The organism is Devosia oryziradicis, assembly GCF_016698645.1.
GTDB classification, from domain to species: Bacteria; Pseudomonadota; Alphaproteobacteria; order Rhizobiales; family Devosiaceae; genus Devosia; species Devosia oryziradicis.
This window is the reverse complement of the sequence record NZ_CP068047.1, coordinates 1,937,499-1,953,097: the sequence shown is the minus strand read 5'-3', so window position 1 is coordinate 1,953,097 and position 15,599 is coordinate 1,937,499. Positions and strand designations below refer to the sequence as shown.

The following is a 15,599-nucleotide window of genomic DNA, read 5'->3' as shown; positions in this document are numbered from 1 at the left end:
ACGCGCGGTGGGGCGGTGAACGCTCCCCGAAAAACCTCAATTCAAGAACACCGTCACCGTGTCGGCCCTGCCCTCGGCATCGACCACCGAAAGCGTGACATAACCCGGCCCATCCGGCGTCCACAGGCTCTGGCGGGCAAATTCGGGGCGGCCAAAGGGGGCGCCGTTGGCAAAGAAAATGAACGGCGGCACGCCGTTGCGCACCTTGACCATCAGCGGCGATGCGTCGCCGCCGGTCAGCCCGAGGTCCACATCGACGCCATTGCCGGGAAAGGCGATCTCGGGGGCAGCAACGCGGGCCACCATGTCTTCATCGGGGTGACGGAAGCGGCGGAGGGGCGTGGGCAGCTCGGTGTTGGACGCCAGCACGGCTCCCTGGGGCGCACGCGGCAGCGGCGCCTTGCGGTCGCCGAGGCGATCGAAGGCCTCGAAGAGGATAGGTGCTGCTCCGACAATGCCCGAAAGACCAGGCACGGGAGCACCATCGGGCCGGCCGACCCAGACGCCGACGACCGTCTTGCCATCAAAGCCAATGGCCCAGCCATCGCGATAACCATAGGACGTGCCGGTCTTGTAGGCGATGCGGCCCGGCGAGCCATTAAGCGGCGGCGGCACATCGGCCAGGATATCGGACACATACCAGGCCGACACAGGATCGAGCACCGGCGCCGCTATCTCAGCCGCCGGCTTGGGCCCGACCCCGTCATAAAGCCGGACGGGCGTGCCGCCATTGCCGATCGCCGCATAGACCGATACCAGGTCGCGCAGGGTGATGCCGACGCCGCCCAGGCCAACCGCCAGGCTGGGCGCGGTATCGACCGGCAGCCGCGGATCGGCATGGGCCCGGCGCAGGCGTGACACCAGCCGCGCCGGCCCGACCGCGTCGAGCACCACAACTGCGGGAATGTTCAGCGACTCGGTGAGGGCATCGTGGATGGTGACGGTGCCACGACTGAAGCCGTCGAAGTTGACGGGGACATAAGCGCCGAAGGCAGTGGGCCGATCTTCGATCAGGCTTTCGGGATGCGCCAGGCCAAGCTCGAAGGCCAGGCCATAGATCAAGGGCTTAAGGGTCGACCCGGGCGAACGGACGGCGTTGGTCATGTCGACAAAGCCAGCGCTGTCGCTGTTGAGCAAACCTGCCGACCCCACCGAGGCAAGAACCTCGCCGCTTTTTATATCGGCGGCGACGATAGCCACCGACACCCTGGGGTCGATCAACCGCGCGCGACCGGCGGCGAGGTGCTCCAGCGCGTCCTGCAATCGCTTGTCGATGGTGAGCCGTACCGCGCGCGCCGCGGGCTGCGCCTTGACCGCCTGCTCGGCCATGTGGGCGGCCAGCATGGGGAATTCGCGCCGCGCCGTTGGCACCGGCTCGCGCTTGGCGGCCGCAGCGTCCTCCGCCAGCAGTGCTCCCATCGCCACGAGGCGGTCGAGCACCATGTCGCGGCTGCGCTGCGCGGCCACCGGATCACGATCAGGCCGGCGCGCCTCGGGCGATTGGGGCAAGGCCACGAGGAGCGCCGCCTCGGCGGTGGTCAACCGCGTCGGCTCCTTGCCGAAATAGGCGAGGCTGGCCGCACGAATGCCCTCGATATTGCCGCCGTAAGGCGCCAGCGTCAGGTAGAGATGGAGGATCTGGTCCTTGCTCAGATCGTGCTCCAGCCGGTCGGCATGCACCATCTGGCGCAGCTTGCCCCAGAGGTTACGCGTCGGCTCGCCTTCGATCAGGCGGGCCACCTGCATGGTCAGCGTCGATCCGCCAGAAACGACGCGCCCGCCAGCGCCGATGAACTGCCCCGCCGCGCGAAACATCGAGCTCCAGGCAATGCCGTCATGCTCGGCAAAACCGCGATCCTCATAGGCGATCAGCATCTTGATGAAGCGCGGATCGATGGCAGCCTGCTCGACTGGCAGGCGCCAGCGGCCGTCGGCTGTGGTGAAGGGTCGGAGCAGCAAACCGTCGCGGTCGGTGACGGCGACGGAAACCGGCAGCGTCGCGACGTCGGGCGTCGGCGGCAGCGTGGCCCAGATGGTGGTTATCGCCGAGCTGAGCTGGATGGCTCCGGCGCAGGCGAGAACAAAGATGCTGAAGCCCGTGAGGGTCAGCCAGCGGGTCCAAAAGAAGGGTTTGGGCTGATCGGTGCTCATCAAGGCCAACCCAACCCACCGGTTGTCACCCTCGGGCTTGACCCGAGGGCTCTGCACTTACCGAGCGCACAGCAAGTATAGGGCCCTCGGGTCAAGCCCGAGGGTGACGGCTGGTGGGGAGGAGAGTTCTTGCCCTCCAACCCGCCAATTGTCTGCGACGACCTCATGGCCCGGTCGGCGTCACCTCGATGGCGCCGGCCGCCGTGTTCGCCCGGAATTCGGGGCGATACATGTCCTCCACGGTGGCCCCTGGCAACACGAAGGTACCCGGCGACACTGCACGCGCCATGTAGGCGGTGGTGAAGGTACTGGTGCTGTCGTAGTAGCGGAAGGCCGCCACATACTGGTCGGTGCGGGACTCCACATGGGTGGCGCTGTCGAGCGTCAGCCAGCTGAAGTCGGCCACGCCACTGCCGGCCGAGAGGTCGGGATTTTCGATCTCGAAGCCTGCGGGCAGCGGATCGGCCACCATGTACTGCCCTGATCCAAGGTTCTGTGGCCGCACCCGGATCACCACGACCAGCCGCTCGTTCTGCGCGATCGGCGCCGCCTGCGGATCAATCGGCGTGCCGTCGGGCAGATAGTATTCGCGGGTGATGGTGAAGCCGTTGCTGGATTCGGGCGGTGGCTCGACCGGGAAGCCGGTCACCGTCACCTTGGCTTCGGTGTCGATGGCACCGGTATTGGCAACCTCCACCGCTTCGAAGCCCGCCTGGTCGTAGCGGCGGTATACCTGGCCGGTCAGGGCCTCGCCGTCGAGCGTCACCGAGCCATCCGTCGCCGAGGCGCCCAGAGCCGCAGCGGCCAGCAGGGTCCAGCTGTCTTCCTGGGTAGAGGTGTACTTCGCCCGGTCGCGCAGCTTGGCCAACTGGTTGGCAAGGTCGGTCAGGTCCACACCCTCGGGCTTGAACTCGGCTGCCAGGGCCAGCACGCCCGCCAGATCACGCATGCGGGTGCCATAGTCGGCGCGATAGCGCCGGGCATTGTCCGGCTCGCTGAGCTTGGCCACCGCCGCCGCAAAGGCGGAGTTGGCTCGGGTCGGATCGCCATAGAGCGACAGGGCTGCGCCCAGTTGCGCCTGAGCCAGTGCCGAACCGAAGGCGTTGAGGCGCGCCTCGTGATAGTAGCGCAGGTCGCCCATCGACACCCGCCCGGCGCGCGCCAGATCGTAGAGCGCGTAGGCGATGTCCTCGCCGCCATTTTCGAAGTCGGCGGCATACGACAGCTGGTTGGCCAGGTTGTCGAAGGCCATGGTCATGGCCTGCTCGGGCACCTCGTAGCCGGCCGCTTTGGCGCGCAGCAGGAAGTCGGTGACGAAGCCGTCCAGCCACAGGTCGCCGCCATCGAATGGCCCCCAGAGGCCGAAGCCACCGGCCGAACTCTGCTTGGACAGGAGGTTGGCGATGGTGTCGATAACGGTCTGGTTGAGCTTGTCATCCTCCGCGATGCCGAGCAGTTTGGCCACGTCGTTGAGGTAAAGCAGCGGCAGCGCACGGCTCGAGAGCTGTTCAGCGCAACCATAGGGGTAACGGTCGAGCGCCAGCAGCAGGCCGGGCACGTCGAGACGTGCAATCGGGCCGATGGCCAGGGTCATCGCCCCGGTATTGGCCATGTAGCTGTCGAAGTAGTCCGGCCCGATGGTGACGGTTTCACCCGCCTTGATGGGCACCATGCGGCTTGTCGTAATTGGCGCACTGGTCGGCCGCACGCCGAGCAGAAGTTCCTTGGTCTGGGTACTGCCATCGGGTGCGGTAATGGTCAGCACGACCGGCCAATCGCCGATCTGCATGCCGTTAAGGTTCAGCTCGAGCGCCGTCCGGTTGCCCTTTTCGAGCTCGACCTCCGTGTCCTCGGCCGGGGTGGCAATGCCGTTTCCGGTTGCGAGCGAAACGCCGTAGGTGCCTGACTCGCCATCGATATTGTTGATCTCGACTAGGAGGCGCGATTCATCGCCGACACGCAGGAAGCGCGGCGGGCTGAGCGTGACGACGACAGGATCGCGAACGATGACGTCGGCCGAGGCATGCCCCACTGCCGTGTCCGTCCAGGCCATGGCCATGACCCGAACCGTGCCGGAGAAGTCCGGCATGTCGAAGGTGATCGTGGCCTTGCCCTCGGCATCGACCTCGACAATACCCGAATGGAGGGCAACGAGGACCGAGGTCGCGGGCGGCGTGCCGGTGCGCGAGGATTCGCCGTCGCCGCCCGAGCGCATGGCACCGGCCAGGCCCTGGGTCGGGTCGATCAGCGAACCATAAAGGTCACGCACCTCCATGCCGAGCTGGCGCTGGCCGAAATACCAGCCGTCCGGGTCGGGCGTCTTGAAGTTGGTAAGGTTGAGGATTCCAAGGTCGACCGCGGCAACGGCAACATAGGCCTTCTGCCCTGCAGCCAGGTTGCCGAGCTCAACCGTGGTGGTGAAGCTCTGCCGCGGCAGAGTGACTTCAGGCGCGTCGAGAGAGACGTCGAGCTTGCGATCGCCGGGCTCCACATCGGCAAACGCCAGGCCCAGGGCGCGTGAAGGCATGCGCTTTTCGGCCGCATCGGAGGGACGATAAAGGATCGCCGTGACATAGGCGCCCGGGCCCCATTCCTCGGTAACCTCAAGCGGCACCGTGGTGCCGCCTTCGGGGACCTCGACGGCCTCCATGGCGATGACACGGTTGTCCACCACCATCACCAGCGCAGTGCCGGCGAATTGCGGATCGAGCTTGAGTTGCGCTGTGTCGCCGACCTTGTAGGCCGACTTGTCGAGCGCGACCTGCAGCGTATCAGGCGTGTCCGAACCGGCCTCGGCATAGTAGTAGCCGGCATAGAATTCGTAGCTCGACGACGTCGGGTTATCGCCGGTGCTTTCCACCTCGACGCGGTAGAGGCCCCAATCGACATTGGCGCCGATGGTGACCGGCCCACCCTCGGGCGTATCGACCGTGCCGGTCGCGATTTCACGCGACGTCGTGATGGCTTCCCACTGCCAGGTGCTGCCGTTGCGGTACCACTGGTAGTTGGTGTCGATGCGCGAGATGGTCCAGTTGAGGCCTGTCTTGGCGATCGCCTCCCCTTCGGGCGAGACGGCCACGATATCGAAGCTGGCCTGGCTGCCCTCGGCGAGACCCGAGGCGTCATCGAAGGTCGGCTTGATGCCGATGCGATCTACAGTGGCCAGCACCGGACGGCTGATGCTGCGCTCGATAGTGCGGCCATTGCTGTCGACGAGACGCAGTAAGACCTGTGCCTCGAGTGGACGCGTGGTGGCATAGGGTTCCGGCAGCACGATTTCAGCCACGGCATTGCCGGCTTCGTCAGTGGTGCCGACTAGGCCTAGCGGTTCGCGGCTGGTTTCAGCCGTGTCGTCGACGCGGCCGAAAGTATAGCCGGGAAACGCGTCGAGCGTCGTCCGCGGACTGATGATCGCATCGGCCTCGACCGCCAGGTTCGGCGCGGTGGCGCCATAGAGGTACTTGGCAGCCACATCCACCGGGGTGACCTCGCCAATAGCCATCGGACCCTCAGGCGCGGTAACGTCGAAGGCCAGCCGTTCGGGCTCGAAGTCCTCCACCAGGAAACTGGTGCTCGACAGCGCCTCCCCCTCCGGATCGGCATAAAGCCGGGCCGTCCAGGAGCCGCGCATGGCTTCCTCGACCATGGGCAGAGCGACGAAATAGCCGCCAGCCCCCCGGTCGTTAAGCACCTGCTTGCTGGCGACGACGCCATCGGGGCGCTCGACTTCCAGCGTCAACGGCAGGCCGGTGACCGCTTCCGCGCGCTCATCGCGCAGCAGAGCCGTGAGATAGACCGTCTCGCCGGGGCGATAGACGCCGCGTTCGGTCGTGGCAAAGACGTCGAGCGGACCGGGCGAAGGGCGTCCTTCGACACCGCGATCGGTCAGGTCGAAAGCCGGGCGGCTCAGGTCGAGGAAGGCGTAGTCGCCGTCACCGGTTTCAGCGACCAGCAGCTGCGGCGCCCTGCCCCCTTCGCCGCGCGCCAGGCCCGGCGCGAAGATGGCGCGGCCATCGGCATCGGTGGTGGCTTCGCCCAGGATTTCGTTATTGCGTGCGACCAGGCGGACCGAGGCTCCTGCGATCGGCTGGGCATCGTCGAGCCCGCGCACGAAGGCATGGACGCCGTCATCGCCGGAAATGGTGGTGAGGCCAATATCGGTGACGATGAACCACTGCGTGGCGACGCTGTCCCAATATTCGGAATTCTCGTCCTTGATCTTGGCCGTGATGACATAGGCGCCCGCCTCCATCTGGCCGATGGTTTCCGCGACCGGAATGGCAGTAGTCGTCAGCTCGTTGGCCTCGCCGCGAGCGAGATCGACCTCGCCCTTCCAGACCTCCTCGCCGACGCGATCGGCAATGTCCTCCGCGTCATACTCGGTCAGGCTGCCCTGGAAGATACCGTCGCGCACGGCTGTGGCGATCGAGCGATCGCCCACGCGGTAGATCATGACCTGCGCGACATCGGCGTTGACAGAGGTGATCGGCAACCCGCCGCCCAGGCCAGCCGGCATGACATAAGCGTCGTTGGCAAAGCCGACAAAAGGCGAGCGATCGGGCACATAGACGTCGAGCACCACATCCTTGAGCAGCGCTTCGCCATCGACCGACGGCAGGCCGGCACGCAGACGGATGGAATAGCGGCTGCCATGCAGCAAACCGTCGACGCAAACCTGCTGGTCTTCGGCTTCGACAGAAGCCTGCGGCATGTCCGCCACCACGACATAGGCCGACAGGTCCGTCGTCGAATAGGGCAAGGATTCCGAGAAGACGGCGCAGATGCGCGGCGAGGCAGCATCGGCATCCACGACGTGGTCGGTCACGCGGAAGCCGTGCTGGGCGACAACCTCGTCAAGATGAGCCTCCACGGCGTCATTGGCGGCCAGCTCGAGGCTCAGGCGATAACTGGCGATCACCTCGCGCCACATCTCGCGATATTCCATGGCATTGGCCAGGGCAGCCAGCGCATCGGCCCGATCCTGCACCTCGGTGGAGCGCAGAAAGGCGTTCATCGCTGCCGAGGTGGCGAGATAAGCCAGGCTGCTGCCGCCATCGCCGTCAGACTGCCCCGCGACTGCCTCTGCCTGGGTCAAGGCGGCCTGTGCCAGCGCCTGCCAGACCGCGCGGTCATTGGCATTGATGGCGAGCGCTTGCTTGTAAGCCACGATAGCGGCAGCGAAATTGTCCGCCGCGACCGCTTCCTCGGCGGATTCGACCAGACCGGCATAGGTCACCTTGGGCGGCGGCGCATCGCTCTCGGGCAGGCCGGCGGCAAAGCTGCGGGCGGTGTCGATGATACCCTGGGCGGGAAACGGCAGTTCGGCCTGGCGCACGGCGTCGGTGACCGCGGGGGAAGGCGCGCGGCTGATCCGGCCGGAGGTAGCGCCGGCGAATTCGGTCGGCTCGCCGGCCGTGCCCTTGAGGAAACACCACTTCGCCTGGGGATTGAAGGTGAAGGCGCGGCAGATATTGTCGTCGGCGCAGGCGGCGCTGCAGCTGTCGAGATCGGTATCGCGGATGATCGAATAATCGAAGCCGGGAAGGTCGGCATCCTCGAGCAGCGTGATCTTGTGATCCGCCGCCATCGCCGGTGCGACCATGGCTAGAAGCAGCGCAAGACCAAGCGCGCGCAATTTCCCAGCGACCTGCAACATCGTTGCCCTCCCAAGCTCGACGCCACCATATGGACGAGAAGCTGCGGCGGAAACAAGGCCTAAGAATATCGCATTGCGGGATTTTGGCTGCTGCATACGCGGCAAGAAAAAAGGCCCGCAACTACTGCGGGCCTTTGATCAATCAAGTGTCGGACTTTATTCGTCCCGGTACACCTTCTCGCGGCGCTCGTGCATTTCCTGCGCCTCGAGGCTCAGCGTCGCGATCGGGCGGGCATCGAGCCGCGCGATACCAATGGGATCGCCGGTCTCCTCGCAGTAGCCATAGGTGCCGTCGTCGATGCGCTTCAGCGCAGCGTCGATCTTGGAGATGAGCTTGCGCTGCCGATCACGGGTGCGCAGTTCGAGCGAGCGGTCACTTTCCGAGCTGGCACGGTCGGCCATATCCGGATGGTTCTGGCTCTCTTCCTGCAAATTCTCGAGCGTTTCGCGGCTCTCGCGGAGGATGTCATCCTTCCATGCGTTGAGCTTGGCCCGGAAATACTCACGCTGCCGGGGATTCATGAACGGCTCGTCGTCACTGGGCCGGTATTCAACCACTTCTGCAACCGAAGACATCAGCAGACTCAACTCCAATGCACCCCTAAGGCGGCCTATATATGCGGCTCGACCCCACCGGGCAAGCGCGCAAAGCGCGGGTGCTTAACACGGGAAAGGCCCAGCCCGTCAGGCGCATAGCGCGATATTGACAACATTTTGATGACCGGCGTTCAGCCCGGTAGGTAACGGCCCGCCTTGGCCAGTTCCACCCGCACCCGCAACTCGATGTCATCGAGCAGGGCATCAAGGCCCGGCAGGGAGCGTTCGCGCACTTCAGCCAGCATGGCCGACATTCGGTCCAGCCGCTCGGGATCGACCCTGCCGATCAGCAGATCGGTGCGCATTTCTTCGAGACTGTCGAGCAACGAGGCGCCACGCCGCACGGCCTTCTTGCGTCCGGTCAGCGGACCTTCGGCAGCCTGCAAAGCCAGGATCGCGTCGATACCCGTCATTGCCTGAGCCGGAGCGCTCGCGGCCACCCGCACCGGCCCATCTTCCCCTGCCGGCACGAAGGCCACGCCCGAGCCCGAGCGTCCTGCGGCATTGCCGCGGCCCACGCCTGTCGTCCGGTTGCTGGTATCGATGCGCAAGAGCTGGACTCAAATCAGTTGGCTATCGTCCCCGGCAAAATCTGCCGCCAGCCGTTAACAAGGCCTTAATGCGCCCGGCAAGAATTGCTTACCGGCAGCATCCGCCGTGATCGACACACCGAAGCCAACCAGAAAACCGAATTCAAATCAATGCACTAGAGCCAGCGCGTGTGGCTGGCATGGTTTTCGCAATGTGAACGGCGAATGCGGCGCCATGGGGATGGTGCAGCCAGACTACGGGGATCCGGATGACGAAATCACTGCTGCACAGGCTGATCGCAGGGGCGCTGACCCTGTCCATGGTCCTGCTGCCCACGCTGGAAAGCCAGGCGGCCGCGGCGCGCATCAAGGACATTGTCGACTTCGAGGGCATCCGGGAGAACCAGCTGGTCGGCTACGGCCTGGTTGTCGGCCTCAACGGCACCGGCGACAGCCTGAACAACTCCCCCTTCACCAAGCAGTCGCTGCAATCCATGCTCGAACGGCTCGGCGTCAACACCGCCGGCGAGAATGTCCGCACCAATAACGTGGCCGCGGTCATGGTAACGGCCAACCTGCCCCCATTTGCCACCCAAGGCTCGCGCATGGACGTGTCGGTAGCGGCGCTGGGCGATTCCGACAGCCTGCAGGGCGGAACGCTGCTCGTCACGCCCTTGCTGGGCGCCGATGGCGAAGTCTATGCGATTGCCCAGGGGCCGGTAGCCATCAACGGTTTCAAGGCCGAGGGCGACGCCGCCACGATCATTTCGGGCGTGCCAACGACCGGCCGTATTTCTTCGGGAGCGCTGATCGAGCGCGAGATCGACTTCCACCTGGGCAGCCAGACTTCGCTGCGCCTCGCGCTCCGCAATCCTGACCTGACCACTGCCCGCCGCATTGCGCTGGCGGTCAACGACTTCATCGGCGCGCCGACGGCCACTCCGGAAGATCCCGCCACGGTACGGCTGACGCTGCCGCATGGCTTCAACGGCAATATCGTCGACCTGCTGACCGACATCGAGCAACTGATGGTCGAAACAGACCAGACGGCCAAAATCGTCATCGACGAAAACTCGGGCATCATCGTCATGGGTCGCGATGTTCGTGTGTCCAGCGTGGCGGTGGCCCAGTCCAACCTCACGGTGACGATTGCCGAGGACCCGACGGTGGTGCAGCCCGCCCCTTTGAGCCAGGGCGTCACCGCGTCCGAGGCCAATACCAATCTCAATGCCAACCTGTCTGAAACTGCGCTGACCATCGTCAACGAGTCGGTGACGCTGCAGGAGCTGGTCGACGGCCTCAATGCTCTGGGGATCTCGCCTCGCGACCTCATCGCCATCCTCCAGGCCATCAAGGCGACAGGGGCGCTGCAGGCCGAGATAGAGGTGCTGTGATGCTGCAGACCGTCAAGCAGCCGGGCTCGACCCTCACCGCTGCCCAGATCGCCAAGGTCCGCCAGCAGGCCGAGGACTTCGAAGGCGTGTTCCTCAACACGCTGACCAAGGAACTCTTCTCCTCCATCAAGACCGATGAAAGCGCCATGGGCGGCGGGTTCGGCGAGGAGACCTGGCGGTCGATGCAGTCCGAACAGCTGGCCTCCGAGATGGCCAAGAACGGCGGCCTCGGCATTGCCGACCAACTCCTGCCCGACCTGCTCGCCATGCAGGAAGCGGCCAACAACCAGAACACAATCTTTCCGGGAGCCTATAAATGACCGCAGCAGCACGCCTTGCCGCACTCGACAGCCTGCCGGCCGATGAATTGTGCCGCATGGCCGAAATCGCTCTGGCCGCACTGGTCGATGTCATGAACCAGGAAACCACCCTGCTCCGGGCCGGCCATATGCGCCAGGCCAGCACCCTGACCCCGGAAAAGACGCGCCTCGCCCAGGACTATGTCAGCTTCGCCCGCTCGGTGCAGCGCCAGGGGCCGCGTCTCAAGGTACAGGCGCCGGCGGCGGTGGAGCGTCTCAAAGCCGGGCATGAACGCTTGGCGACCCAAATGGCAGAGAACTTGCGCGTGCTGGCGACAGCCCGCATGGTCACCGAAGATCTGCTTACAGATGTCGCCAAGATCGTGGGCCAGCAAAACCGGGCCAAGACTTATGGCCGGGGTGGAGCCATCACAGCAGACCCGGCAGCATCGGCACGCGGCATCGCAATAAACAGAGCCCTTTGATTTAGACTCCATTTACATCAATTGCAGTCGAAATCGGTAATCAGGGAGAAATCGCGGTAGATTTAGGGTGCCCACTGGCATTCGTGGATGCAAGGACAGCGTCATGATCACCGCACTCACGGCCGATCCGCTTTCTACAGGCAGTGTCGGTCTTTCAAGCTACCGCCCAAGGCCCGTCGACGGGGAGCGCAGTGTGCTGCCCGACAGCGCCCCACCCGCGCCCAAGAGCTCCACCTCGAGCGAGAGCGGTCAGTTTCCGCGCAAGGACGCGCCGGCAGAACCGGCTCCCGAACCCGAGCGTTACGGGGCCGCCTCCATGTTCGCGGCCGCGGTGATTGCGGGCAAGATGCCGCCGGCACCGACCAATATAGAAGAGCTGATCATGCGCATCGGCTCGATCCCCCTGCCGCCTGAATCCGAGGCGCGGCTCAAGGATCTGATCGCCTAGGTTAATCGGGTCTGACCGATCCAAGTTATGCGCGAAGCAGAAGGCCCCGGGATTCCGGGGCTTTTCGTTTCTGGGTCCAGCCGCATCCAGCGCAATTTGCCCAAATATTCATCACCGGCTTAATCCTTCCTTAGAGCCTGCCGGATGAGGATCGCCCTGCCTCAGGAAGAGGCGTTTTAGTTTGCGTAATCCTAGAAAAGGACTATCCTAAATGGCATCTGATATCTCTCTCTCGAAAGCCGTCCGCTCTAACCTGCTCTCGCTCAAGGGCACTGCGGACATGATGGCTTCGACCCAGAACCGCCTCGCCACCGGTAACAAGGTGAACTCGGCCCTGGACAACCCGTCCAGCTGGTTCACTGCCCAGGGTCTCAACAACCGCGCCAGCGATCTCGGCGCCCTGCTCGACAACATGGCAAACGGCGTCCAGACCCTGGAAGCCGCGGACAATGGCCTCACCGCCATGACCAAGACCCTGGAATCGATGCAGTCGACCCTGCGTCAGGCTCGCCAGGACAAGTCCTTCCAGACCTCGTCCTTTGAATTGACCAAGGTTGATGCGAACGACCCAGAACTGGGCAAGCTCAGCTTTGCGGGTGGCTCGGTCACCAACACCGTCGGTGTTGACCTGACCAAGACCGGTTCGGGCCAGAAGGCCGCTACCGCTGCCAAGTATGAGCCCCCTGCAGCCGCAGGCGAAGCCACCCTGGTTGGCGACGTAGCCAACAACGACGCTGCTGCCGTTGCCGGCAAGACCTTCTCGGTCAGCTTTGGCGGCAAGACTGCAACCTTCACGCTTGCTGCAAACGCTGGCAACACGCTCGCCGACTGGGAAGACCAGATCGAAGAGACGCTGGCCGACTCCGACCTGGGCGGCAAGGTCACCTTCAGCTCCACCGGCGGCAAGTTCACCTTTACCGCAGCCGATGAAGTCGACGGTGAGATCACGGTTGGCGGCGCCGATGCCGACGCCGTCATGGGTACCGTTCCTGCCGATCCGACTGCTCCGGCCGCTGGCGAACGCGTTTCGACAGCTGGTTCCGATGGCAAGCATGAGTTCGCCATCAACGGCAAGAAGATCACGCTCGACACCACCACCGGTGCCGATCTGGACACTGCCATCAGCTCGATCAACACGCAGCTCGGTACGGACAAGAAGTTCGAAGCCTACAAGGAAACTGGCGGCAAGATTGGCCTCCGCGCCATTACCGACGACGCCGGTACCCTGTCTGTCACGGGCGCCAACGCTTCGATGTTTGCCGCTCCGACGACCAGCACCACGATGAAGTTCGCCCGTTCGGTTGACGAGCTGGTGACCGCCATCAATGCCGATACCAACCTGGACGGCAAGGTTCGCGCATCGAACGACAATGGCAAGCTGCGTATCGAGAACCAGTCGACCAAGGCTCTCGATGTGGAAGGCCTGACCACCGGCAAGATCACCGGCGGCGAAGGCAAGTCCGCAATTGACGGCAACTCGGTCCGTTCGGGCCTCGCCGATCAGTTCAACGAACTGCGCGACCAGCTCGACAAGCTGGCCGACGACGCTGCATTCAACGGTATCAACCTGCTGCGTGGCGACAAGCTGTCGATCACCTTCAACGAAACCGGCACGTCGTCGATCGATATCCAGACCAAGGAAAACAAGACGATCAACTCCGCCAACCTCGGCGTGTCGACCACTCTTGAAGCCAAGGACCTGGACAGCGACGCTTCGATCGACGCCCAGCTGGGCAAGCTGAAGTCTGCTCTCAACGACGTTCGTGCCCAGGCCTCGTCCTTCGGCTCGAATCTCTCGATCGTGCAGAATCGCCAGACCTTCACCAAGTCGATGATCGACACGCTCCAGAGCGGTGCCGGTAACCTGACTCTGGCCGACATGAACGAAGAAGCTGCCAACCTGCTCGCTCTGCAGACCCGTCAGTCGCTCTCGTCCAACTCGCTGTCGTTGGCCAGCCAGGCCGACCAGTCGGTCCTCCAGCTGATCCGCTAAACCGCGGTAAAACCTGGAAAAAATACCAAGGGCGGGCCGCAAGGTCCGCCCTTTCTCGTTGTCCCGAATAGGCACAAGATCTGGGTTTATGACCCGTCAATTTTCATGGTTAACGCCCCTTTAAGGAAAGGAGTCGTAAATAGTTCCTAACGAGGCCAGAACGGGCCTGAAGGACAAGGGCAAGGGATCACTGTAGATGTCCGATATTTCGCTTTCGAAAGCAGTTCGCTCCAACCTGCTCTCGCTGCAGGGCACTGCGGAACTGATGAGCAAGACCCAGGATCGCCTGGCGACCGGCAACAAGGTCAACTCGGCGCTGGATAACCCATCCAACTGGTTCACTGCCCAGGGTCTCAACAACCGCGCCAGCGATCTCGGCGCCCTGCTCGACTCGATGGCCAACGGCGTCCAGACCCTGGAAGCGGCGGACAACGGTCTCACCGCAATGACCAAGACGCTGGAGTCGATGCAGTCGACCCTGCGTCAGGCTCGCCAGGACAAGTCCTTCCAGACCACCTCGCTCGAGCTGACCAAGGTCGATGCGAACGATCCGCTTCTCGGCAAGCTGAGCTTTTCCGGCGGCGCCGTGACCAATACGGTCGGGGTCGACCTGATCAAGACCGGTTCTGGCCAGTCCTCCGTGATGGCTGCCAAGTATGAGCCCCCTGCAGCCGCTGGCGAAGCCACCCTGGTTGGCGACGTAGCCAACAACGACGCTGCTGCCGTTGCCGGCAAGACCTTCTCGGTCAGCTTTGGCGGCAAGACTGCAACCTTCACGCTTGCTGCAAACGCCGGCAACACGCTCGCCGACTGGGAAGACCAGATCGAAGAGACGCTGGCCGACTCCGACCTGGGCGGCAAGGTCACCTTCAGCTCCACCGGCGGCAAGTTCACCTTCACCGCCGTCAATGAAGTCGACGGTGAGATCACGGTTGGCGGCGCCGATGCCGACGCCGTCATGGGTACCGTTCCTGCCGATCCAACTGCTCCAGCCGCTGGCGAACGCGTTTCGACCGCTGGTTCCGATGGCAAGCATGAGTTCGCCATCAACGGCAAGAAGATCACGCTCGACACCACCACCGGTGCCGATGTGGCCACCGCCATTACCACAATCAACGCCCAGCTTGGTGCTGACCGGAAGTTCGAAGCCTACAGCGAAACCGGCGGCAAGATTGGCCTCCGTGCCATTGCCGACGACGCCGGCGCGCTGTCGGTGACGGGCGCCGATGCTGCCCTGTTCGCCGCACCGACCACCAGCACCACGATGAAGTTCGCCCGCTCCACCGACGAACTGGTGGTTGCCATCAATGCCGATCCCAACCTGATGGGCAAGATTCGGGCTTCCAATGACAATGGCAAGCTGCGCATCGAGAACCAGTCGACAAAGACGCTCGATATCGAGGGTCTTACCACCGGCAAGATCACCGGCGGCGTCGGCGTGGCCAACGTCACCGGTAACTCGGTGCGTACCGGCCTTGCGTCCCAGTTCAACGAACTGCGCGACCAGCTCGACAAGCTGGCCGACGACGCTTCGTTCAACGGCATCAACCTGCTGCGTGGCGATAAGCTGACCATCACCTTCAACGAGACCGGCACCTCGTCCATCGACATCCAGACCAAGGATGGCCTGACGGTCAATGCCGCCAACCTGGGCGTACCGACGTCCATGGATCCTGAAGACCTCGACAGCGACGTGTCCATCGACGCCCTCCTGGCGGAAATGAAGACGGCCCTCGACCAGGTGCGCTCGCAGGCATCCAGCTTCGGCTCGAACCTCTCGATCGTCGAAAATCGCCAGAAGTTCACCAAGTCGATGGTGGATACCCTCCAGACCGGCGCCGGCAACCTGACACTGGCGGACATGAACGAAGAAGCGGCCAACCTTCTCGCGCTGCAGACGCGCCAGCAGCTGTCGCAGAACTCGCTGTCGCTGGCTTCGCAGGCCGACCAGTCGATCCTGCAGCTGCTGCGCTAAACGCTCCGTTCAGGACGAGGAATACAAAAGGCGGGCCCCGGCCCGCCTTCATTGTTTTCGCCACATGGGCA

General features: G+C 63.9%; 10 protein-coding genes. 6 read left to right on the top strand and 4 right to left on the bottom strand.

Annotated features, from left to right (window positions below; genetic code table 11):
* Nucleotides 1-36: 36 nt before the first annotated feature.
* The 4 genes from pbpC to JI749_RS09690 form a co-directional block, all read right to left on the bottom strand.
* Entirely contained in the window at nucleotides 37-2,151 is a 2,115-nt protein-coding gene (pbpC, locus tag JI749_RS09705) for a penicillin-binding protein 1C (RefSeq protein ID WP_201652764.1), read from the bottom strand.
* A 163-nt stretch (nucleotides 2,152-2,314) separates the two neighbouring features.
* Nucleotides 2,315-7,807 carry an alpha-2-macroglobulin family protein gene (locus JI749_RS09700; RefSeq protein ID WP_201652761.1) on the bottom strand — a complete coding sequence of 1,831 codons (5,493 nt, stop codon included), beginning with the start codon at nucleotides 7,805-7,807 and terminating at the stop codon, nucleotides 2,315-2,317.
* 156 nt (nucleotides 7,808-7,963) lie between these two features.
* Nucleotides 7,964-8,383 carry an RNA polymerase-binding protein DksA gene (dksA, locus tag JI749_RS09695; RefSeq protein ID WP_201652758.1) on the bottom strand — a complete coding sequence of 140 codons (420 nt, stop codon included), beginning with the start codon at nucleotides 8,381-8,383 and terminating at the stop codon, nucleotides 7,964-7,966.
* Between the two features lie 152 nt (nucleotides 8,384-8,535).
* The gene (locus JI749_RS09690) at nucleotides 8,536-8,955 is read right to left on the bottom strand and encodes a flagellar assembly protein FliX (protein WP_201652755.1); all 420 of its coding nucleotides are present in this window, start codon (nucleotides 8,953-8,955) and stop codon (nucleotides 8,536-8,538) included.
* Between the two features lie 299 nt (nucleotides 8,956-9,254).
* Between JI749_RS09690 and JI749_RS09685 the strand changes: the two genes are divergently transcribed.
* The 6 genes from JI749_RS09685 (at nucleotide 9,255) to JI749_RS09660 (ending at nucleotide 15,528) form a co-directional block, all read left to right on the top strand.
* Nucleotides 9,255-10,328, top strand: a complete 1,074-nt coding sequence (locus JI749_RS09685; protein ID WP_233280925.1) for a flagellar basal body P-ring protein FlgI — start codon at nucleotides 9,255-9,257, stop codon at nucleotides 10,326-10,328.
* On the top strand, nucleotides 10,328-10,648 hold the full coding sequence (locus JI749_RS09680) for a rod-binding protein (RefSeq protein WP_201652749.1): 321 nt from the start codon (nucleotides 10,328-10,330) through the stop codon (nucleotides 10,646-10,648). Before JI749_RS09685 ends, JI749_RS09680 begins: the two co-directional genes overlap by 1 nt.
* The gene (locus JI749_RS09675; protein ID WP_201652746.1) at nucleotides 10,645-11,112 is read left to right on the top strand and encodes a hypothetical protein; all 468 of its coding nucleotides are present in this window, start codon (nucleotides 10,645-10,647) and stop codon (nucleotides 11,110-11,112) included. The genes JI749_RS09680 and JI749_RS09675 overlap by 4 nt, the downstream gene beginning before the upstream one ends.
* A 103-nt stretch (nucleotides 11,113-11,215) precedes the next feature.
* A complete protein-coding gene (locus tag JI749_RS09670) occupies nucleotides 11,216-11,560 on the top strand; it encodes a hypothetical protein (protein ID WP_201652743.1) in 345 nt (114 codons plus the stop codon).
* 211 nt (nucleotides 11,561-11,771) lie between these two features.
* Nucleotides 11,772-13,553, top strand: a complete 1,782-nt coding sequence (locus JI749_RS09665; RefSeq protein WP_201652740.1) for a flagellin N-terminal helical domain-containing protein — start codon at nucleotides 11,772-11,774, stop codon at nucleotides 13,551-13,553.
* A gap of 196 nt (nucleotides 13,554-13,749) precedes the next feature.
* Nucleotides 13,750-15,528 carry a flagellin N-terminal helical domain-containing protein gene (locus tag JI749_RS09660; RefSeq protein ID WP_201652737.1) on the top strand — a complete coding sequence of 593 codons (1,779 nt, stop codon included), beginning with the start codon at nucleotides 13,750-13,752 and terminating at the stop codon, nucleotides 15,526-15,528.
* The last annotated feature ends 71 nt before the right edge of the window (nucleotides 15,529-15,599 follow it).